Origin of the sequence: Kitasatospora sp. NPDC087315 (genome assembly GCF_044744345.1) — a bacterium.
Taxonomy (GTDB): Bacteria; Actinomycetota; Actinomycetes; order Streptomycetales; family Streptomycetaceae; genus Kitasatospora.
Genome location: NZ_JBIUYD010000002.1, coordinates 191,526 through 211,756 on the forward strand (window position 1 = coordinate 191,526; position 20,231 = coordinate 211,756).

The 20,231-nt window shown below is 72.4% G+C and carries 17 protein-coding genes and 1 pseudogene; 15 read left to right on the top strand and 3 right to left on the bottom strand.

What is annotated here, in order from left to right:
- Positions 1–231: 231 nt before the first annotated feature.
- From ACIO5D_RS03840 to ACIO5D_RS03865, 6 genes and pseudogenes are all read left to right on the top strand, one after another.
- Positions 232–765, top strand: coding sequence for an ATP-binding protein (locus tag ACIO5D_RS03840; protein WP_400793856.1), 534 nt, complete (start codon positions 232–234; stop codon positions 763–765).
- A gap of 330 nt (positions 766–1,095) precedes the next feature.
- Positions 1,096–1,557 (top strand): ATP-binding protein, encoded by a 462-nt coding sequence (locus ACIO5D_RS03845; protein WP_400793857.1) that lies wholly within the window; start codon positions 1,096–1,098, stop codon positions 1,555–1,557.
- A 218-nt stretch (positions 1,558–1,775) separates the two neighbouring features.
- A complete protein-coding gene (gene dapF / locus ACIO5D_RS03850) occupies positions 1,776–2,573 on the top strand; it encodes a diaminopimelate epimerase (protein ID WP_400793858.1) in 798 nt (265 codons plus the stop codon).
- Positions 2,570–3,658 (top strand): ATP-grasp domain-containing protein, encoded by a 1,089-nt coding sequence (locus ACIO5D_RS03855; RefSeq protein WP_400793859.1) that lies wholly within the window; start codon positions 2,570–2,572, stop codon positions 3,656–3,658. The genes dapF and ACIO5D_RS03855 overlap by 4 nt, the downstream gene beginning before the upstream one ends.
- A 19-nt stretch (positions 3,659–3,677) precedes the next feature.
- Positions 3,678–4,532, top strand: a complete 855-nt coding sequence (locus tag ACIO5D_RS03860; protein ID WP_400793860.1) for a glutamate ligase domain-containing protein — start codon at positions 3,678–3,680, stop codon at positions 4,530–4,532.
- Positions 4,533–4,683: 151 nt separating this feature from the next.
- A pseudogene (locus tag ACIO5D_RS03865) lies at positions 4,684–4,968 on the top strand (GTP cyclohydrolase); the annotation flags it as partial.
- 43 nt (positions 4,969–5,011) lie between these two features.
- Here ACIO5D_RS03865 and ACIO5D_RS03870 read toward each other — a convergent pair.
- Complete coding sequence (locus tag ACIO5D_RS03870; RefSeq protein WP_400756506.1) at positions 5,012–7,111, bottom strand: putative bifunctional diguanylate cyclase/phosphodiesterase; 2,100 nt, start codon at positions 7,109–7,111, stop codon at positions 5,012–5,014.
- Between the two features lie 11 nt (positions 7,112–7,122).
- The gene (locus tag ACIO5D_RS03875) at positions 7,123–7,929 is read right to left on the bottom strand and encodes an SAM-dependent methyltransferase (RefSeq protein WP_363606523.1); all 807 of its coding nucleotides are present in this window, start codon (positions 7,927–7,929) and stop codon (positions 7,123–7,125) included.
- Positions 7,930–8,178: 249 nt separating this feature from the next.
- Here ACIO5D_RS03875 and ACIO5D_RS03880 point away from each other — a divergent pair, with 249 nt between their 5' ends.
- The 7 genes from ACIO5D_RS03880 to ACIO5D_RS03910 all read left to right on the top strand — a co-directional run bounded on the left by ACIO5D_RS03880 (position 8,179) and on the right by ACIO5D_RS03910 (position 16,958).
- A complete protein-coding gene (locus ACIO5D_RS03880) occupies positions 8,179–9,357 on the top strand; it encodes an aminotransferase class I/II-fold pyridoxal phosphate-dependent enzyme (protein WP_400793861.1) in 1,179 nt (392 codons plus the stop codon).
- Positions 9,358–9,567: 210 nt separating this feature from the next.
- The gene (gene egtA / locus ACIO5D_RS03885) at positions 9,568–10,857 is read left to right on the top strand and encodes an ergothioneine biosynthesis glutamate--cysteine ligase EgtA (RefSeq protein ID WP_400793862.1); all 1,290 of its coding nucleotides are present in this window, start codon (positions 9,568–9,570) and stop codon (positions 10,855–10,857) included.
- A complete protein-coding gene (egtB, locus tag ACIO5D_RS03890; RefSeq protein ID WP_400649385.1) occupies positions 10,854–12,209 on the top strand; it encodes an ergothioneine biosynthesis protein EgtB in 1,356 nt (451 codons plus the stop codon). The genes egtA and egtB overlap by 4 nt, the downstream gene beginning before the upstream one ends.
- Positions 12,209–12,955 carry an ergothioneine biosynthesis protein EgtC gene (gene egtC, locus ACIO5D_RS03895; protein WP_400793863.1) on the top strand — a complete coding sequence of 249 codons (747 nt, stop codon included), beginning with the start codon at positions 12,209–12,211 and terminating at the stop codon, positions 12,953–12,955. Before egtB ends, egtC begins: the two co-directional genes overlap by 1 nt.
- Positions 12,956–13,020: 65 nt before the next feature.
- Positions 13,021–13,992 carry an L-histidine N(alpha)-methyltransferase gene (gene egtD, locus ACIO5D_RS03900; RefSeq protein ID WP_400793864.1) on the top strand — a complete coding sequence of 324 codons (972 nt, stop codon included), beginning with the start codon at positions 13,021–13,023 and terminating at the stop codon, positions 13,990–13,992.
- Between the two features lie 194 nt (positions 13,993–14,186).
- Positions 14,187–15,629, top strand: coding sequence for a sugar porter family MFS transporter (locus ACIO5D_RS03905; protein ID WP_400793962.1), 1,443 nt, complete (start codon positions 14,187–14,189; stop codon positions 15,627–15,629).
- A 114-nt stretch (positions 15,630–15,743) separates the two neighbouring features.
- Positions 15,744–16,958, top strand: a complete 1,215-nt coding sequence (locus tag ACIO5D_RS03910) for a nitric oxide synthase oxygenase (RefSeq protein ID WP_400756500.1) — start codon at positions 15,744–15,746, stop codon at positions 16,956–16,958.
- Here ACIO5D_RS03910 and ACIO5D_RS03915 read toward each other — a convergent pair.
- Complete coding sequence (locus ACIO5D_RS03915) at positions 16,901–17,632, bottom strand: TetR/AcrR family transcriptional regulator C-terminal domain-containing protein (RefSeq protein WP_400756498.1); 732 nt, start codon at positions 17,630–17,632, stop codon at positions 16,901–16,903. The genes ACIO5D_RS03910 and ACIO5D_RS03915 overlap by 58 nt on opposite strands.
- A gap of 121 nt (positions 17,633–17,753) precedes the next feature.
- Here ACIO5D_RS03915 and ACIO5D_RS03920 point away from each other — a divergent pair, with 121 nt between their 5' ends.
- Both ACIO5D_RS03920 and ACIO5D_RS03925 read left to right on the top strand, forming a co-directional pair.
- Positions 17,754–18,902: an acyl-CoA dehydrogenase family protein gene (locus ACIO5D_RS03920; RefSeq protein ID WP_363606511.1), complete on the top strand. Its 1,149-nt coding sequence runs from the start codon at positions 17,754–17,756 to the stop codon at positions 18,900–18,902.
- A 130-nt stretch (positions 18,903–19,032) separates the two neighbouring features.
- Positions 19,033–20,223 (top strand): thiolase family protein, encoded by a 1,191-nt coding sequence (locus ACIO5D_RS03925; RefSeq protein WP_400649396.1) that lies wholly within the window; start codon positions 19,033–19,035, stop codon positions 20,221–20,223.
- Positions 20,224–20,231 lie beyond the last annotated feature (8 nt).

Genomic DNA, 20,231 nt, shown 5'->3' on the forward strand with positions numbered 1-20,231 from the left:
CTCTACTCCCTGTACAGCGGAAACGGTCCTGGGACGAGCGTAGCGCGCACAGCGTCAACCGAGCGCCGCGAGAGTGAACTTTGACGGGTCATCACGGAAGGCTTGCGTACGAGTGCTCGTACGAGGATTATCAATCTCGCGCCAACCCGCAACGTGCCAACTGCGGAGTGTAATGCGTCTGCGATGACGCATGGCTCCCTCCGGCCGATCCGTGGAGGAGCTGTGCAAATCGTGTTCGATCACGCCCACCTGAGCAACGTGGTCCGTCTGTTCCGATCAGAACCCTTCGATACCGACCCCACATCGGTTCGAGGAGTCCGACAGCTCGTCAAGGAAAGCTGCCAGGCCATCAAGCTCGATCACAGCGACCCCGTGATCGTCGCGTCCGAGCTGGCCACGAACGCGCTCCGGCACGCCAGGACGCCGTTCAGGGTCACCTTCGTGGCGCTGTGGAATCGGCTCCCATGGATCGAGGTGCTGGACAGCTCGATGGACCTCCCGAAGCCGCGCACGGCCGGGATGTACGAAACCGGTGGCCGGGGGTTCGAGCTGATCACGGAGCTGACCGCGCGGTGGCACTGGGACCTCAACCCGGTCGAGCACTACAAGATCGTCTGCGCCACTTTCAAGGGGGACGGCAATGAATCCAGCCATGGACGACATGTCCATACAGCCTTACCCGCAGGACAGCTCTCCGCTTCGCCGGGGCCGGATCTCCGTCGAAGAAATCCCGCCGTCGCGGTTGGAACGCCTCGATCGGCCTGAGCAGTCCATCCGGATCACTTTCAGCGGAATCCGCCCCGACCCCACCGGGGAGCGCCCCCCACCCGTCATCGAGGTCCGACTCAACCGATCGATGCTGGCGGACCTCGAAGCCCAGATCCGAGCTCTTCGACTCGCGTCGGTCGTGGAGGCTGGCCGCGCCGCCAGGGCCGAGCCCCTGCTCGTTCGCCGAACGCCCGGCCAGGCTCTCCGGGATCACTTCAGCCCCGAGGAGATCGCCGAGCTTCAGGGGAACGGTCAGCGGCAGCCGGTGTCCCCCGAGGCCGCGGTGAGGTTCTTGAACGGATTAAGACGGATGGAGGTAGGGACATCGTGACCGCCACCGCCGAGGCGCCCATCCAGGCCGCGCCGAGCGAACCCCTCACGAGTTTCACCGCGGAGTACCCCTACGCACCCGAATCCGCGAAGCTGGCCCGGTGGTTGGTGGATGCTGCCTTGGCCTCCTGGGGACTCTTCGACCTCATCGACAACGCCGTGCTGGTGGCGAATGAGCTGATGTCGAATGCCATCGCAACGGGGTGCCAGCGCAAGATCGGGTTCTCGATCGAGCGGTTGGGTGAATCCTTGATCAAAGTCGAGGTCAGCGATGGTTCCTGCTTTCTGCCGGTCTTCGTGGACGCCGATCTGCCAGCCGATGCCAACCACACGCCGACGCGCGGTCGGGGGTTGCTCGTCGTGAACAGCTTGTCGCATCGGTGGGGGCTCGACCTGCACGCTCGTGGCAAGGTCGTGTGGGCCGAACTCCGGCTCGGCCGACGCCCCTCGCAGTACTGAGCCCCTGAGACTCCCAGCCCATTTCGGATGGGGAAGTCCGTTGGGCTGGGCCCCTCCCCCCACACCCCCCCGCCCCCGCCCTCCGCATGTCGGAGGTCCACGTCGGCCTGCCCTCTCTGCGGGTCCGACGTCCTGCCCGCCGCGCCCCCAAGCTGCCGTCTGAATCGGCGAGCCGCTGCGAGCGGGCAGGCCCCTGCAACCCGTAAAGGAGCGGAATCATGCAGTTCAAGAAGAGCCACGGAGCGGGGAACGACTTCATCCTCCTCACCAACCCGGACCGCTACGACGGCATCAACTGGCCGCTTATGGCGCAGAAGCTCTGCAACCGCCAGTTCGGTATCGGGGCTGACGGCCTGGTGATCAGCGCCCAGGTCACGGATGGCCGCCTTCGCGTCACCTGCTACAACGCGGACGGCAGCGAGGCGACGATGTGCGGGAACGCCTTGCGCTGCGCCGCCGCCGACGCGGCCGACACCTTCGGCCTGAGCGAGATGACCTTGGAGATGGCCGGCGTCGAGCACGAGGCCGTCGTCACCTCCACCAACGTCCGGGTCACGGCCGAGGTCGGCAAGGTGGAGATGCGCGTCCTCCAGGCCGGTTGGGACGGACGCATCATCTGGTTCGACTCGGCCCACACCGGCACGGAGCACGTGGTTGGCTTCGTGCCCGAGGTCGATTCGATCGAGGCCGAGTGCTTCGGCCGGTCAGTGTGCCACCACGAAAAGCTGGCCCCGGTCGGGACGAACGTCAATTTCGTGCAGGCGCTCGGCAATCAGGTCCTGCGCCTTCGCACCTACGAACGCGGTGTCGAGGCCGAGACGCTGAGCTGCGGTTCCGGGGCGGTGGCCGCTGCCGTGATCGCGGTCGAACGCGGACTCGTCTCCGGCTCCAAGCCGATCACCGTGCAGAACAGGGCCGGCACCCCGCTCGTCGTCAGCCCCCACTCCGGACGCCCCGGCAAGTCCTTCTGGGTGTCCGGCCCCGTCACCAAGGTCTACGAAGGAGTACTGGCATGACCGTCTTCCTGAGCCCCGACAACGACGAGGCCGCCGTCAAGGCCGCCGCCGTCGGCCTCCGAGACTGGCAGCAGAGCCGGCAGGACCTCAACGTCGCGCTGGTCTACGGCCCCGTGAGCGAGGAGGACCGGCTCTACATCGACAAGAGCCCGGTTGATCAGCTCTCCATCACCGCGCTGAGCCGGACGCTCGGCGAGCTCGGCCTGCGGTTCGAGATCCTGAACCCGTGTGAGCCGACCTTCGTCCCGCGCCTCACCGGCTTCGACGCGGCTCTCTCGAACCTCCACGGGCCCTTCGGCGAGGACGGCCGGCTGCAAGGGCTGTTGGAGTACCTGCGGATTCCGTACTGCGGCAGCGGCGTCGCGGCCTCCGCGGTCGCTGCGGACAAGATCCTCTGCAAGCGGGTCATGGGGTCGCTCGGTGTCCCCACGCCCGCCTGGTGGGAGTGGACCGGCAGCGCCGTGGAGTGGAGCGGGCAGGCCGTCATGGTCAAGCCGCCCCTGGGCGGCTCCAGCGTCGGCATGGCCTTGGTTCGGGAAGAGGTCGATCTCCTCGGGGCTCTGGCGGACGCCTCCGGCCCTCAGAGGCACCCCGTCCTGATCGAGAAGTACGTCAGCGGCCAGTCCGTGACTGTCGGCTTGCTGGAGCTGCCCGGGGACTCGGTGCTCCTCTTCCCGCCGCTGTTCACCGAGGTCCACCAGGCCGACTTCTACGACGCCGCGACCAAGCTGGACGAGGACGCCGCCGGCGGTGTCACCGTAGCGGCGGCCGACCTGCCGGCTGAGGTCCGAGCCGCCGTGCTGGAGCACGCAAAGACGCTCTGGCGCGGGCTCGGCCTGAAGGGCTCCGCGAGGATCGACTTCATCATCACCGCGGACTTCCAGGTCTTCGCCCTGGAGGTGAACGGCACGCCCGGCATGTCGAGCGGCAGCAACTTCGCGGTCGGCGCGGGCCTGTGCGGACTCAGTCACGGTGACGTGGTGCTGGCGCTGGTCCACGAGGCGATGGCTCGCCCGCCGTACGATGTTCCCCTGCCCACTCCGCACTTCACCGGATTCCCCGGACAGCGGGAATCCGTGGCCTGATCTTCCGGAGGCTGCTGCCATGTTGTTGGCCCATCACGTTCCCATGTGCCGTCAGCGGATCGAGCCTGATGAGTGGGAACGCCACGGCGGGGCCGCCTTGGGTGACCGGGCCGAGTGGTCCGATCGAGCCTGCGGCATGGCAGCGCTTCGGATGATCCTGCTGGCATACGGCCAGGAGCCGCCGACCCTCACCGAGCTGATTCAGCTTGGTGTCGAGAAGGGGGCACTAACAGAACGTGGCTGGCTCCACGCGGGCATCGCCAGCCTGGCTGAGGTCTACGGTGTCCCGGGGCAGACCGAAGCCGTGCCGGCCGAGGAGCTGACCGCCCGGCTCAAAGCCGCACCGGTCATCATTTCCGTCACGGAGAAGTTCCCCGAGGACGGCCGCAAGGGCGGCCACCTTGTGGTTGCCCTTGGCTTCGAGCCCGGAGAGGACCCCACGATCCTCTTCCGCGACCCTTCCGGCTGGGGCCAGACTCACGACCGGGTCCCCCTGAGTCGCCTCAGCGCCTCCTACAGCGGGCGAGCCATCACCTTCCCGGCCGTGACCCGCACTATCGCCGTACTCGGCGAAATGCTGGAGCTGGGCGAGATGGCCGCCGAGGAGCACCAGGCCGTAGGCCGACTGGTCGGTGAGGAGGGAATCGACCAGCTGATCGTTGTCGGCAACAGTCCCAACGTCGTCCAGCTTACTGCCGGCGCACTCGCGGGCGGGGTGCCCGAGGTTGCCAGGGTCGCGGACAACCACACCGCCGCGGCCTACCTGGAGACGATCGTTCGCCCAGGCGACAAGGTACTTCTGAAGGCTTCGCGCGGCGGAGAGCTGTGGCAGATCGCCCAGGAGCTTTTCGGGCAGCCGATCACAGGACACTAGACCTGCCACCGTGCCGTTACGAAGCCGGGAGGGGCGCCCTCTGGTCAGCACCAGAGAGCGCCCCTCCCGTGCAAATCGCCGCGTCGCATATGCGGCTACCTCGGTCCGTTTCCGCAGGTCGGGAACAAGGTGGAGGGGTGTGCCGTTACCCCAGGACTCCGGCCTGGACACCTACGACGCCAACACCGCGCTCGGCCTGCCCGAGGACGGGCGCGACTACACCGCCGCCGCCCAGATGCTCGCCGCGCTCGGCGCCACCGGCATCGACCTGCTGAGCAACAACCCGGACAAGGCGGCGCAGCTGGCCGGCCTCGGCATCGCCGTCGAGCGCCGGGTGCCGACGGGCGTGCACCTGTCGGCGAGCAACGTCCGCTACCTGCGGGCGAAGGTGGAGCGCACCGGCCACTCGATCGAGCTGTCCCGCCTGGTCGGCTGAGCGGCGGACGCGCGGACGGTCCGGCGCGGGAGGGCCGGCCGGCTCAGTCCTCGACCGGTCGTCCCTTCGGCTCCTCGGTGATCCGGCGGGCGATCTCGCCCGGCCGCACCGGGCGGCCGAAGTGCCAGCCCTGGGCCCAGTCGCAGCCGATGGTGCGCAGCCGCTCGGCGTCCCGCCGGGTCTCCACGCCCTCGGCCGTGACGGTCAGGCCCAGCGCGTGCGCCATCGACACCAGGCCGCTGACGATCCGCCAGCCGGTGGACTCGTCCTTGCCCGGGTCGTGCAGGTCGCCGACGAAGGAGCCGGCGATCTTCAGGCCGGAGACCGGCAGGTCGCGCAGGTAGGCGAGGTTGGACCAGCCGGTGCCGAAGTCGTCCACGGCGAGCGAGACGCCGAGGTCGACCAGCCCGTGCAGGGTGCGCAGCGCCTCGTCCTCGGGGCCGACCACGGTGGACTCGGTGATCTCCAGCTGGAGCCGGGCCGGGTCCAGGCCGGTGGAGTCGAGGATCCGGCCGAGGTCGGTGACCAGAGCGGCGCTGCGGGCCTGGCGGACCGCCAGGTTGACGTTGAGCTGGGGCGCGTCGTCGCCGAACCGCTTGATCCAGTCGGCGGCCTGGCCGCAGGCCTGCTCCAGCACCCACCGGCCGAGCGGCATGATCAGGCCGGTCTCCTCGGCGGTGGTCACGAACTCGTCCGGTCCGAGCACGCCGAGCTGCGGGTGACGCCAGCGCACCAGCGCCTCCACGGCGGCGAGCCGGCCGTCGGCCAGCGCGTAGAGCGGCTGGTAGTCGATGAAGAACTCGCCCCGGTCGAGGGCGGCCGGCATCCGCACCGAGACGGCGTAGCGGCTGACGGCGCGGGCGTTCTCCTTGGGGTCGAACAGCGTCCAGCGGCCGCGGCCGGCCTCCTTGGCCCGGTACAGCGTCAGGTCGGCGGCGCGGACGGCGGCGCCGGGGGTGGTGGTGGAGACCCGGCGCTCCAGCACGCCCACGCTGGCGCCGACGGCGAGCTTGTGGTCCCCGATCAGCACTGGCCCGGCCAGCGCCTTGAGGACGGTCTTGGCGGCGGCGACCGCCTCCTGTTCGCCCCGGCAGTTCTCCAGCAGCACCACGAACTCGTCGCCGCCGAGCCGGGCGACCAGATGGCCGAGCGGGGTGAGGGCGGCCTTGAGCCGGTCGGCGACGGCGGAGAGCAGTTGGTCGCCGGTGTCGTGGCCGAGGCTGTCGTTGACCACCTTGAACCCGTCGAGGTCCACGTAGCAGAGGCCGAACCGGGCGCCCGGGTCCGGCTCCTCGAAGAGCTTCTCCAGCCGTTCGAAGAAGGCCGCCCGGTTGGGCAGGCCGGTCAGCGGGTCGTGGGTGGCCTGGTGGCGCAGCCGCTCCTGGAGCCGGTAGCGGTCGGTGACGTCCTCCAGCATGGCGACCTGGTACACCGGGCGGCCGTCGTCGTCGCGGATCAGCGAGACCGTGAGGTGGGTCCAGACCACCTCGCCGTCCTGCCGGTAGTACGGCTTGTCGAACTGGAAGTAGTCCCGTTTGCCGCTGATCAGCTCCTCGTACGCCTCCCAGACGCCGGGGGTGTCCTCGGGGTGGACGAGGTCGCCGACCCGACGGCCCTGCATGTCCTCCGGGCCGGCGCCGAACAGCTCCTGGAGGGCGCGGTTGACGGCCAGGATGTTGCCGTCGGTGTCGCCGATGCCGATGCCGATGGCCGCGCTCTCGAAGAGCGCGCGAAAGCGGGCCTCGGAGGCGCGCAGGGCCCGTTCGGCCTCCTTGCGGGCCACGTCGGCGGCGGTCATGATCGCCTCCTGCTCGCGCAGGGTGCGCTCGCGCAGGGCGTCGGCCCAGCCGGCCGCGAACGCGCCGCAGAGGGCGGGCCCGCGGCCGTCGGCGACCGGCTGTTCCTGCAGCAGTTCGACCGCCCGGGCCAGCACCACCGGGTCGGTGAAGTGCGCGTCGACGAGCTCGGCGCCGGCCCGGGCGGCCAGGTGCGGTTCGAACGGCTCGTCCAGCTGGGCCCGGTGGAGCAGCGCGGCGGTCCGGGAGATCAGCCGGCCGAGCAGGCCGGGGTGGACCGCCGTGCCGTGGTCGCCGGAGAGCAGCCGCGCCCAGTCCTCGTGGAACCGTTCGGGGCTGCTCGGCACCGGCGCTCCGCTCACGGACGGAACCCCACGCCCGCCACCCCGGTCATCCGCTCGGGGTGCTGCCCGACCGCCTCCGGCTGGTCGGGGCGCCACTGCGGCAGGTAGACCACGCCCGGCTCGACCAGCTCGAAGCCGGTGAACATGGCGGTGATCTGCTCGTGGGTGCGCATGGTCAGCGGGGTGGGGGTCCGCTGGTAGAGCTTCTGGTGGTCCTCCGCCTGGTCGGGGCGGCCCTCCAGGGAGGCGTGCGAGAGGACCAGCGCGCTGCCGGGCGGGAGGGCGTCATGCAGCACCGAGAGCAGCTTCCGCGGCTCCTCGGCGTCGCTGACGAAGTGCATGACGGCGACCAGCAGGACGCCCACCGGTTCGCCGGCCGCCAGCAGCGCCTTCACCTCGGGGCGGCTCAGCAGGTCGTCGATGTCCCGGAGGTCGGCCTGGACGACGGCGCTCTGCGGGTCGTTCTCCAGCAGCAGCCGGCTGTGCGCGACGGCGACCGGGTCGCGGTCGATGTAGACGACCTCGGTCTCGGGGCGGATCGCGCGGGCGTGCTCGTGCACGGCGCCGAAGGTCGGGATGCCGGAGCCGATGTCCAGGAAGCGGGTGATGCCCCGCTCGGCGAGGAACTGCACGGCCCGGCGGAGGAAGGCCCGGTTGGAACGCATGATCTGGGGCAGCTCCGGCCAGAGGGCGATCGCCTTGCGGGCCATCTCCCGGTCCACCTCGAAGTTGTGCGATCCCCCGAGGTAGTAGTCGTAGACCCGTGCGGCGTTCGGTTTGTCCAGGTCCGTGCCCTCCGGTACCCAGTTCGGTCGCCGCATCTTCGGGACTCCTTCACTCCGGTTCTGAGGACGCAGCGATCTGAAGAGATGGCTGCGACAGATGAGACTACAAGCACAAAAGATCCTCCTCTGCACGCTGAACGCGTGCAAGCGGAGTTCTGCCGTCCTGCCCGGGTGGCAGCGGGGGCCGGAAACGGACCTGACCGCCGGACGGAACGAGGACGGAACGAGAGCGGACGCCCTAGCCTGACGGCGGACCGGGCCGTCTCACACCCTACGGAGGCTCCCATGACGACCGCGCCGGACGACTTCGGCTTCGGACTGCCCTTCGACCGGGCCGGGACGGGGAGCAGCAAGTGGGCGCGGACGGCCGGCGGGCCGGACGGGGTGATCGCACTGGGTCTGGCCGACATGGACCTGCCCGGTCCACCGGCCGTCGCCGAGGCGCTGGCGCGACGGGCGCGGCACCGGGCGTACGGGTACACGGTCTGCGATCCGGCCGGGCGGGCCCTGGTGGCCGACTGGTACCGGGCGCGGCACGGCGTCGCGGTGGACCCGGCGTGGGTGCTGCTGCTGCCGTTCGGGCCCCGGACCGCCGTCCGGCTGCTGCTGGAGGCGGTCCGCCCGGCCGGGCCGGTGCTGTTCCCGACGCCCGAGTGGGGCGGCTTCGCCCAGCTCTGCCGGGCCGCCCGGCTGCCGTACCGGGAGATCCCGCTGGTCCACGACGGTAACGACGGCACCGGCGACCGCACCGGCTACCGGCTGCCGCTGGACGCCTTCGCCCGGCACCGGCCCGGGGCGGTGCTGTTGAGCAGCCCGCACAACCCGTCCGGCCGGGTCTGGACGGCGGCGGAGATCCACGGGCTCGCCGAGGCCGCGGCGCGGGCGGGCGGGGTGCTGCTCTCCGACGAGGTGCACGGCGACCTCACCCACCCCGGCCACCGCCACCCCGTCGCGGTGGCCGTGGCGGGCCCGCTGCGCGACCGGACGGTCACCCTCAACTCGGTCGGCAAGACCTTCAACACCTCCGGCATCCCCAGCTGCTTCGCACTCGTCCCGGACCCTGCGCTGCGCGGGCGGCTCGGCGAGGTGATGGCCGGGTACGGCCTCTGGGAGGGCGGGCTGCTGGAGCAGGTGGTGCAGCGGGCGGCGCTGCGGCACGGCGGGCCGTGGCTGGACGCCCTGCTGCGTCATCTCACCACCGCCCGGGACGAGTTGACCGCTGTGCTCGGTGACGCCGTCCGCTCCGCGCCACAGGCCTCGTACCTGCTCTGGCTGGACGCCGCCGCGCTCGGCCTGCCGGCCGCGGACGCCCGGGCGGCGCTGCTGGAGCGCTGCGCCCTGGAGGTCTCGGACGGCGCCGACTTCGGGCCCGGCGGGCGCGGCGGACTCCGGCTCAACTACGCCCTGCCCGGCCCGGAGCTGGCGCGGGCACTGGCCCGGCTGGCCCGGCTGCGAAAGCCCTGATTCACCCGATTGCACCACCTCTGACCTGCGGATACATCTCTTCACGAGATGTTTGCGGAGCAGGCCCGCATGGTCCGTAGCAGACTGGGCAGAGTAGACCGGGCCGCAATCGTGATCCCGAGGATGGTGAGTCCGGTGATACCCGTTCGCCCGACCAGCCCACCCACCAGCCCACCCGACCGGCAGAGCGCGGAACCGCCCCCGGGCGGGGTGACGCCACTGACCGAGTCGGCGGCGCGCAGCCACATGTCAGGTGTCTGCTTCAAGATCGGACCTCCCCGGCTGGTCGGCATCGAAGTCGAGTGGTTCGTCCACGACAACCGATGTCCGACCGGCCCCGTCCTACCGGAGCGGCTGCACGCCGCGTTGGACTCACTGCCACTCGGCGGCCCGGACGGGACCTCACTTCCCTCCGGCGCCCGTCTCACCCTCGAACCCGGCGGTCAGGTCGAGCTCAGCTCCCCGCCCGCCCCCGGCCTCACGGCCTGCGTCGACGAAACCCGGCGCGATCTCGCCGCCCTGCGGGCCGCCTTCGCGGCGCAGGGCCTGCGTCTCACGGGTACCGGTACCGATCCGCTGGCCCGCCCCCGTCTGATGGTCCTGGACCACCCTCGCTATCTGGCGATGGAACGATTCTTCGACTCGGCCGGGCCCTGGGGCCGGATCATGATGACCGGCACCGCCTCCGTCCAGGTCTGCCTGGACGCCGGGGCCGAGGAGGGCCCGCAGGCGCTGGACCGGCGCTGGCGGCTGGCCCACCGGCTGGGCCCCGTCCTGGTCGCGGCCTTCGCCAACTCCCCTTTACTCGACGGGAAGCCGACCGGCCACCGGTCCACCCGGCAGACCGTCTGGTCCAGGATGGACCCCTCCCGCACCCTCGCCCCCGGCCCGGACCACGGCGACCCGCGCGAGGCCTGGTCCCGCTACGTGCTGGACGCCGAGGTGCTCTGCATCCGCCGACCGGGCGGGCTGCCCTGGACGGCCCCGGCCGGACTGACCTTCCGCGACTGGCTGGCCGGCGCCGGCGAACGCCCGCCCACCCTGGCCGACCTGGACTACCACCGCACCACGCTCTTCCCTCCGGTGCGGCCGCAGGGCCATCTGGAGCTGCGGATGATCGACGCCCAGCCCGGTGACGGCTGGATCGTCCCGACCGCCCTGGTCACCGCGCTGCTGGAGGACCCGCCGGCCGCCGACGCCGCGCTGGCCGCGCTGGACCCGCTGGGGTGCGCCGACGGCCCGCTGCCACCGCGCAGCGACGTCTGGCGCCGGGCCGCCACCCTGGCCGTCGCCGACCCGGGGCTGCGCCGCGCCGCCCTCGCCTGCTTCGCCGCCGCCGACGCCGCGCTGGGCCGTCTGCCCGGCGCCGAGCGGCTGCGCGCCGTCGTCGCCGAGTACGCCGAGCGCTACCCCGCGCGCGGCCGCTGCCCCGCCGACGACCAGCTGGACGCCCTGCGCGCCGGCACCCGCCCCACTCCCCCGGAGGAGGCCGCACCATGATCGACGACGCCCGCCCGACCGACGCCCCCGCCGACGCCCCCGCCACCCCGGAGGCGCTGCGCGAGACGATCGCGAACGAGCTGCTGGCCGCCCGGGCCCGGACCGCCGCGCTGACCGACTGCGTCGGGGAGCGCGACCTCACCGCCCAGCACTCCCCGCTGATGTCCCCGCTGGTCTGGGACCTCGCCCACATCGGCAACCAGGAGGAGCTCTGGCTGCTGCGCAACGTCGGCGGCCGCGACCCGATGCACCCCGAGATCGACCCGCTCTACGACGCCTTCGAGCACCCGCGCGCCGAGCGCCCCAGCCTGCCGCTGCTGCCGCCCGGCGAGGCCCGCGCGTACGCCCACGAGGTCCGCGGCCGGGTGCTCGACCTGCTGGCCGCCAGCCCGCTGGAGGGCGCACCGCTGCTGGACGCCGGATTCGCCTTCGGCATGATCGCCCAGCACGAACAGCAGCACGACGAGACCATGCTGATCACCCATCAGCTGCGGTCGGGCGAGCCCGTCCTGGCCGCTCCCCCGCCGCCGCCCGCACCCGCCGACGCGGCCACACTGCCGGCCGAAGTCCTCGTCCCCGCCGGGCCGTTCACCATGGGCACCGACACCGAGCCGTGGGCGCTGGACAACGAGCGCCCGGCGCACCGGGTCGAACTGCCCGCCTTCCTGCTGGACACCACGCCCGTCACCAACGGCGCCTACCAGCGGTTCATCGCCGACGGCGGCTACGACGAGCCGCGCTGGTGGACCGCCGAGGGCTGGGAACACCGGCAGCGGGCAGGGCTGACCGCCCCGCTGTTCTGGCACCGCGAGGACGGCCAGTGGCTGCGCAGGCGGTTCGGCCTGCTGGAGCCGGTGCCCGGGGACGAGCCGGTGCTGCACGTCAGCTGGTACGAGGCGGACGCGTACGCGCGGTGGGCCGGCCGGCGGCTGCCGACCGAGGCGGAGTGGGAGAAGGCCGCCCGGCACGACCCGGCCACCGGCCGCTCCCGCCGCTACCCGTGGGGCGACGGCGCACCCTCCCCCGGGCACGCCAACCTCGGCCAGCGGCATCTGCGCCCGGCCCCGGCCGGCAGCTACCCGGGCGGCGAATCCCCTTACGGGGTACGTCAGTTGATGGGCGACGTCTGGGAGTGGACGGCCAGCGACTTCCGGCCGTACCCGGGCTTCCGGGCCTGGCCGTACCGGGAGTACTCGGAGGTCTTCTTCGGGCCCGAGTACAAGGTGCTGCGCGGCGGCTGCTTCGCCGTCGCGCCGGTCGCCTGCCGGGGCACCTTCCGCAACTGGGACTATCCGGTCCGGCGGCAGATCTTCGCCGGGTTCCGCACCGCCGCCGACCCGGCGGCCGGCTGATGTGCCGCCATCTCGCCTATCTGGGCGAGCCGGTGGCGCCCCGGGAGCTGCTGGTGGAGCCGCCGTTCGGGCTCTACCAGCAGTCCTGGGCGCCCCGGGTGCAGCAGTACGGCACGGTCAACGCGGACGGCTTCGGGCTCGGCTGGTACGCGGACGGCGACGAGGCGCCCGCCCGCTACCGGCGGGCCGGGCCGATCTGGGCGGACGCCTCGTTCGCGGACCTCGCCCGGGTGATCCGCACCCGGGCGCTGCTGGCGGCCGTCCGCTCGGCCACCGAGGGCTGCGCGCCGGGCGAGGCGGCGGCCGCGCCGTTCGCCGCCGGGCGCTGGCTGTTCAGCCACAACGGCGCGGTGACGGGCTGGCCGAAGAAGCTGGACGCGCTGGCCGGACTGCTGCCGCCCGCCGAACTGCTGGACCTGGAGGCCCGGACGGACTCGGCGCTGCTCTGGGGCCTGGCGCTGCACCGGCTACGGGCGGGCGCCGAGCTCGGCGCGGCGCTGGCCGGCACCGTCGCGGACGTGGCCGCGCACACCACCGGCCGGCTCAACCTGCTGCTCACCGACGGCCGGACGCTCGCCGCGACCGCCTGGGGCGACACCCTGCACCACCGGACCCTGCCGGGGCGCGGCGTGCTGGTCGCCTCCGAGCCGTACGACGACGACCCGGCCTGGACCGCCGTCCCGGACCGCTCGCTGCTGCTGGCCGGCCCCGAGGGCGTCACCATACGCCCGCTCCCGGCCGGCTGAGGCCCGGCCGCGCGAACGTCACACTCCCCCTCTCCTTCACCTTTTGAATAGAGGATCGACCTGTCATGAGCACATTTGATCTCACCCGCCTGCTGCCCGCCGACCACTTCAGCACCGCCCTGCGGCACGACGTGCGGCGGGGCCTGACCGCCGAGCCCAAATGGCTGCCGCCGAAGTGGTTCTACGACGCCCGGGGCAGCGAACTGTTCGAGGAGATCACCCGGCTGCCGGAGTACTACCCCACCCGGGCCGAGCGGGCCATCCTGACCGCCCGGGCCGGCGAGATCGCCGCGGCCACCCGGGCCCGCACCCTGGTGGAACTGGGCTCGGGCTCCTCCGAGAAGACCAGGCTGCTGCTGAGCGCGCTGCGCGACCTCGGCACCCTGCACACCTACGTGCCGGTGGACGTCAGCGAGAGCGCGCTGGCCTCGGCCGGCGAAGCGCTCGCGGCCGAGTACCCGGGGCTGGCCGTGCACGGCGTACTGGCCGACTTCACCGCCCGGCTCGGGCTGCCCCCGGACGGCGGACCCCGCCTGGTCGCCTTCCTCGGCGGCACCCTGGGCAACCTGCTGCCCGCCGAACGGGCGACCTTCCTGCGCGGGCTGCGCGCCGCGCTCGACCCCGGCGACTTCCTGCTGCTCGGCACCGACCTGGTCAAGGACCCGCGGGTGCTGGTCGCCGCCTACGACGACGCGGCCGGGGTGACCGCCGAGTTCAACCGCAATGTGCTCAACGTGCTGAACCGGGAGCTGGAGGCGGACTTCGACCCGGACGCCTTCGAGCACGTGGCGGTCTGGGACGCCGGGCAGGAGTGGATCGAGATGCGGCTGCGCTCACTGCGCGCGCAGACCGTGAAGATCCCGGCCCTGAACCTGCCGGTCCACTTCGACCGGGGCGAGGAGCTGCGGACCGAGGTCTCGGCCAAGTTCCGCCAGGAGCGGGTCACCGAGGAACTGGCCGCGGCCGGGCTGCGGCTGGACCACTGGTGGACGGACGACGAGGGCCGGTTCGGGCTGTCGCTGGCCACCCCGGCCTGACCTGCCCGCACCCCGGCCGCCCGCACCCCGCCTGCCCTTACCCGGCCGAGTTTGATCGTTCACTTTACTAATACTCAGAGCAAAATCTGAGCTTCCCGATGTACAACACTTGAACATTGAGGGGTTACGATCTCGGCTACCGAACTCAGCGTTGAGTACCAGGAGTCAAGATCGTGAGCGTCACCAAGCAGCCCTTGGAGTCCGCCGGGTCTCCGTCTCCGAGGCCCGCCGGGCCCTCGGGGACGGAGACCGCGTCCTCCGGCCGCCTCGGCTTCGTCGTCTTCATCACCGCCGTCGCGGCCCTCGGCGGGTTCCTGTTCGGCTACGACAGCTCCGTGATCAACGGCGCCGTCTCCGGCATCCAGGAGAAGTTCGGCGTCGGCGACGGCGTGACCGGTCTGATCGTCTCCTCGGCACTGCTCGGCTCCGCCGTGGGCGCCGCGCTGGCCGGGCGGTTCGCCGACCGGTACGGCCGGATCACGGTGATGAAGGCGGGCGCGCTGCTCTTCGCGGTGAGCGCCGTCGGCTCGATGCTGCCGTTCTCGGCCTGGGACCTCGCCTGCTGGCGGGTCCTCGGCGGGGCGGCCATCGGCATCGCCTCGGTGATCGCCCCGACCTACATCGCCGAGGTCGCGCCGACCAGGTACCGGGGCCGGCTGGCCTCCTTCCAGCAGGCCGCGATCGTGCTCGGCATCGCGATATCCCAGCTGGTCAACTGGATGCTGGCGAACGCCGCCGGCGGTGAGACCCGCGGCCACCTGCTCGGTCTGGAGGCCTGGCAGTGGATGCTCGGCATCTGCGTCGTGCCGGCCGCCGTCTACTTCGTGCTCGCCTCGACCATCCCCGAGTCCCCCCGCTATCTGATCTCGGCCGGCCGGCTGGACGAGGCCCGCGCCGTACTCGCCGAGGTCGAGGGCGAGGGCTCCGACACCGGGGCCCGGATCGCCGAGATCAGGGCACTGATCGACTCCGACCACCGGCCGCGCTTCCGCGACCTGCTGGGCGGCCGGTTCGGCCTGCTGCCGATCGTCTGGGTCGGCATCGGCCTCTCGGTCTTCCAGCAGCTGGTCGGCATCAACGTGATCTTCTACTACTCGTCGATCCTCTGGCAGTCGGTCGGCATCGACCAGAGCAACTCGCTGCTGATCAGCTTCATCGGCTCGGTCATCAACATCCTGGGCACCGTGGTCGCGATCCTGCTGGTGGACCGGATCGGCCGCAAGCCGCTCGCCCTGATCGGCTCCGCCGGGATGGCCCTCGCGCTCGGCGCCTGCGGCTGGGCGTTCTCCGCCGCCACCGGCAGCGGCGACAACGTCACCCTCCCCGACCTCCAGGGCACCGTCGCGCTGATTGCCGCCAACGCCTTCGTGCTGTTCTTCGCGATGTCCTGGGGTGTGGTCGTCTGGGTGATGCTCGGCGAGATGTTCCCGAACCGGATCCGGGCCGCCGCGCTCTCCGTCGCCGCCTCCGCGCAGTGGATCGCCAACTGGGCGATCACCGTGTCGTTCCCGTCGCTCTCGCGCTGGAACCTCTCGGCGACCTACCTGGTGTACGCGGCCTTCGCCGCGTTGTCCGTCCTCTTCGTGGCGCGGTTCGTGAAGGAGACCAAGGGCATCCGACTGGAGGACATGGGCTGATCCGACAGTCGGACCGGCCCAAACCCTATCGCCAATCGCCCGGGCGCGGGGCCGAATCGTTCACTCCCTGCGGTGGGCCGCACACCTCCGGTACTCCTGTCCGGCAGGAGGGATGTGTCCTTGATCTTCAACCGGCTCCGTACCCGCAGACCCGTGACGGCCCCGGCCGACGGCTGCCCGTTCGCCCATGCGCACCCCGCGCCCGGGCCGCCGCTCGTTCCCGAACCCCCGCCCCGGGCGGGGCACTTCACCGACCCCGGCCAGGCCGCCGCCTTCGTCCGGCAGTTCCACCGCGAGCAGCCCGGCACCGGTGACCCGGCCGCGCGGGTCCGGGCCGTCCTCGACGAGATCGACCGCACCGGGACCTACCGGCAGACGTCCGCCGAACTCACCTACGGCGCCCGGCTCGCCTGGCGCAACGCGGCCCGCTGCATCGGCCGGCTGTACTGGCGCAGCCTGGTGGTGCGCGACCTGCGGCAGCTGTCCTCCGCCGACGACATCGCCACCGAGTGCTTCGAGCACCTGCGGCTGGCCGGCAACGGCGGCCGGATCCGCCCGGTGATCTCGGTGTTCGCCCCCGACCGGCCCGGCCGGCCGGCCGCCCGCGTCCTCAACCAGCAGCTGGTCCGCTACGCCGGCCACCCGGCCGGGGACGGCGGCTGGATCGGGGACCCGGCCGGCGCCCAGCTGACCGCCCGCGCCCGGGACCTCGGCTGGAAGTGCGGCGGGGAGCGGTTCGAGGTGCTGCCGCTGCTGGTCCAGGAGCGGCCCGGCGCCCGGCCCCGCTGGTACGGACTGCCGGACGACACCACGCTGGAGGTCCGGCTCACCCACCCCGACCACGCCTGGTTCGCGGAGCTCGGCCTGCGCTGGTACGCGGTGCCCGCGATCAGCGACATGACGCTGGAGATCGGGGGCGTCCGCTACCCCACCGCGCCGTTCAACGGCTGGTACATGGGCACCGAGATCGGCGCCCGCGACCTGGCCGACGCCGACCGGTACGACATGCTGGCGACGGTCGCCGGCCGGCTCGGCCTGGACACCTCCAGCGCGCGCACCCTCTGGCGCGACCGGGCGCTGGTGGAGCTCAACATCGCGGTGCTGCACTCGTTCCAGGAGGCCGGGGTGACCATCGCCGACCACCACACCGAGTCGGAGCGGTTCCTGCGGCACATCGCCCAGGAGCAGCGGCTGGGGCGGCCCACCCCCGCCGACTGGAGCTGGATCGTGCCCCCGGTCTCCGGTGGGCTCACCCCCGTCTACCACCGGTACTACGACCCGGTGGACCCCTCGCTGCGGCCGGCCTTCGTGGCCCGCGAGCCCTGGTGATCCGGGTGCTCCGGCTGGTCCGGGTAGCCCGGGCGCCCCTGCCGGACGGTCCGTTCGTAGCGTAGGGCGAGGCCGTCGAGGAGCGCCTCCAGCCCGGTCTCGAAGGCGCCCTCGTCGACCGCCCCCCGGTGCTCCGCGAGCCGGTGGGCCTCGCCCAGGTGCGGGTAGTCGGCCGCGTCGTACAGCCCGGCGTCCTCGGGAAAACCGGCCGCGAAGGAGGCCAGCGCCGAGCCGGTGACGAAGTACCGCATCAGCGCGCCGATCCGGGTGGCCTGCCCACGCGGCCAGCCCGCCTCGACCAGGCAGCCGAAGACGGCGTCGGCCAGCCGCAGCGCGTTCGGCCGGCGCCCGGGGCCCTGGGCGAGCACCGGGACGATGTTGGGGTGCGCGGCGAGGGCGGCCCGGTAGGAGCGGGCCCAGTCGCGCAGGGCGGCGGGCCAGGGCACCCCGGCGGTGAACATCGACAGGTCGACCTCGCCCATCACGCTGTCCACCACCGCGTCCAGCAGGTCGTCCTTGGTGGCGACGTGGTTGTAGAGGGACGGCCCGCTGACCGACAGCTCGGTGGCGAGGCGGCGGGTGGAGAGCGCGTCCAGGCCCTCGGTGTCGATGAGCAGCAGAGCGGCGGTGACGATGCGCTCGCGGCTGAGCAGGGGGGTGCGCGGGCGGGCCATCGTCGCGGTTCCTCCGGTCGAGTGGGGTGGGGACCGATTCTGGCAGGCGCCTCTTCCCAGCGCGGCCCGGTCGGCGTTACAGTCCCGGTAAAACTTGCAGCGCTAGTTTAACGAGGCCGCGATGAATCTGGAGCTGTCCGAGGAGCAGGCCGCCGTCCGCGACCTGGCGGCGGCCTTCACCGACCGCGAGATCGCGCCGTACGCCGCCGCGTGGGACCGCGCCGAGTCCGTGGACCGCGCGATCGTCGGCAAGCTGGGGAGGCTCGGCTTCCTCGGCCTCACCCTCCCCGAGGAGCACGGCGGCAGCGGCGGCGACCACCTCGCCTACTGCCTGGTCCTGGAGGAGCTGGGCCGGGGCGACTCCGCCGTGCGCGGAATCGTCTCGGTCTCGCTCGGCCTGGTCGCCAAGTCGGTCGAGGCCTACGGCAGCACGGAGCAGAAACGGCACTGGCTGCCCCGGCTCACCTCCGGCGAGGCGCTCGGCTGCTTCGCGCTCACCGAGCCCGGCACCGGCTCCGACGCCGCCGCCCTCACCACCCGGGCCGTCCGGGACGGCGGGGACTGGCTGATCACCGGCGCCAAGACGTTCATCACCAACGGGACGTGGGCGGACGTCGCCCTGCTCTTCGCCCGCACCGGGGAGGCCGGCCACCGCGGCATCACCGCCTTCCTCGTCCCGACCGGCCTGCCCGGCTTCGCCCGCACCGAGATCCACGGCAAGCTCGGCCTGCGCGGCCAGGCCACCGCGGAACTCGCCCTCGATGCCGTCCGCGTGCCCGACAGCGCCCGGCTCGGCCCCGAGGGCAAGGGCTTCACCGTGGCGATGGCCGCCCTCGCCAAGGGCCGGATGTCCGTCGCGGCCGGCTGCGTCGGCATCGCCCGGGCCTGCCTGGAGGCCGCCGTCCGGTACGCGGGCGAGCGCGAGCAGTTCGGCCGGCCGATCGCCGCGCACCAGCTGGTGCAGGAGCTGCTCTCCGACATCGCGGTGGACGTCGAGGCCGCCCGGCTGCTCACCTGGAAGGCCGCCGACCACATCGACCGCGGCCTGCCGTTCGCCACCGAGTCCTCCGTCGCCAAGCTCTACGCGAGCGAGGCCGCCGTCCGGGCCGCCAACAACGCGCTCCAGGTGTTCGGTGGCTACGGCTTCACCGACGAGTACCCCGTCGGCCGGTACCTGCGCGACGCGCGGGTGATGACCCTCTACGAGGGCACCAGCCAGATCCACAAGCTGCTCATCGGGCGGGCGCTCACCGGCGTCAACGCCTTCTGAGCCGGGGAGAACCCCCCGCCCGGGGAGAACCCCCGCCGCACCGACACCGCGACCGACACCGCGATCGAGATCGAGATCGACACCATGATCGACAAAGCGATATCGACAAAACGATAAGGAGCCCGACGACGTGCGTCCTGTCTACTTCGCCGCAGCCCGCCGCACACCCATCGGCCGGCTGCGCGGAGCGCTCGCCACGGTCCGCCCCGACGACCTCTCGGCCACCGTGCTGCGCGCCCTGCTCGCCGACGTACCCGCCCTCGACCCGGCCCGGATCGACGACGTCTACTGGGGCGCCGCCAACCAGGCCGGCGAGGACAACCGCAACGCCGCGCGGATGGCCGTCCTGCTGGCCGGCCTCCCCGACACCGTGCCCGGCGCCACCGTCAACCGGCTCTGCGCCTCCGGCCTGGAGGCCGTCACCATGGCCGCCCGGGCGATCGGCTCCGGCGAGGCCGACGTGGTGCTGGCCGGCGGCTGCGAGTCGATGACCCGAGCGCCCTTCGTCCTCCCCCGCCCCGACGAGGCGCTGCCGCACCGGATCGAGACCTACGACACCCGGCTCGGCTGGCGGCTCACCAACCCCCGGATGGCCGACCTGCACGGCGTGCTCAGCATGGGCGAGACGGCCGAGGAGGTCGCCGTCCGCCACGGCATCGGCCGGGAGCGCCAGGACGCCTTCGCGCTGCGCAGCCACCAGCGGGCCGCCGCCGCCCGCAAGGACGGACACTTCGACGCCGAGCTGATCCCTGTCGAACGCCCGGACGGGGTGACGGTCCACCAGGACGAGGGCATCCGCGAGGACACCAGTCTGGAGAAGCTGGCCCGGCTGAAGCCGGCCTTCCGCCCGGGCGGCACGGTGACGGCGGGCAACGCCTCGCCGATGAACGACGGCGCGGCCGGGCTGGTGCTGGTCAGCGAGGAGGCCCTGGCCGGGCTGGGCCTCCGGCCGCTCGGCCGGTACGTCGCGGGCGCCTCGGCCGGGGTGCACCCGGACGTGATGGGCATCGGCCCGGTGCCGGCCACCCGGAAGGCGCTCGGGCGGGCCGGCTGGTCGATCGACTCGCTGGAGGAGGCCGAGCTCAACGAGGCGTTCGCCGCCCAGGTGCTGGCCGGCACCGACCAGCTGGGCCTCGACCCGGAGCTGGTCAACCCGACCGGTGGGGCGATCGCGCTCGGCCACCCGCTGGGCGGCTCCGGCGCCCGCATCCTCACCACCCTGCTGCACCGGATGCGCCGCACCGGCGCCGGGCGCGGGCTGGCCACCATGTGTGTGGGCGTCGGTCAGGGCACCGCCGTCCTCGTCGAGAACGTCTCTTGAGGGAGTTG

Excerpts from the sequence above, each read along its gene's own strand:
- dapF (WP_400793858.1), top strand. The coding sequence starts at position 1,776 with ATGCAGTTCAAGAAGAGCCACGGAGCGGGGAACGACTTCATCCTCCTC.
- ACIO5D_RS03855 (WP_400793859.1), top strand. The coding sequence starts at position 2,570 with ATGACCGTCTTCCTGAGCCCCGACAACGACGAGGCCGCCGTCAAGGCC.
- ACIO5D_RS03860 (WP_400793860.1), top strand. The coding sequence starts at position 3,678 with ATGTTGTTGGCCCATCACGTTCCCATGTGCCGTCAGCGGATCGAGCCT.
- ACIO5D_RS03875 (WP_363606523.1), bottom strand. The coding sequence starts at position 7,929 with ATGCGGCGACCGAACTGGGTACCGGAGGGCACGGACCTGGACAAACCG.
- ACIO5D_RS03880 (WP_400793861.1), top strand. The coding sequence starts at position 8,179 with ATGACGACCGCGCCGGACGACTTCGGCTTCGGACTGCCCTTCGACCGG.
- egtB (WP_400649385.1), top strand. The coding sequence starts at position 10,854 with ATGATCGACGACGCCCGCCCGACCGACGCCCCCGCCGACGCCCCCGCC.
- egtC (WP_400793863.1), top strand. The coding sequence starts at position 12,209 with ATGTGCCGCCATCTCGCCTATCTGGGCGAGCCGGTGGCGCCCCGGGAG.
- egtD (WP_400793864.1), top strand. The coding sequence starts at position 13,021 with ATGAGCACATTTGATCTCACCCGCCTGCTGCCCGCCGACCACTTCAGC.
- ACIO5D_RS03915 (WP_400756498.1), bottom strand. The coding sequence starts at position 17,632 with ATGGCCCGCCCGCGCACCCCCCTGCTCAGCCGCGAGCGCATCGTCACC.
- ACIO5D_RS03920 (WP_363606511.1), top strand. The coding sequence starts at position 17,754 with ATGAATCTGGAGCTGTCCGAGGAGCAGGCCGCCGTCCGCGACCTGGCG.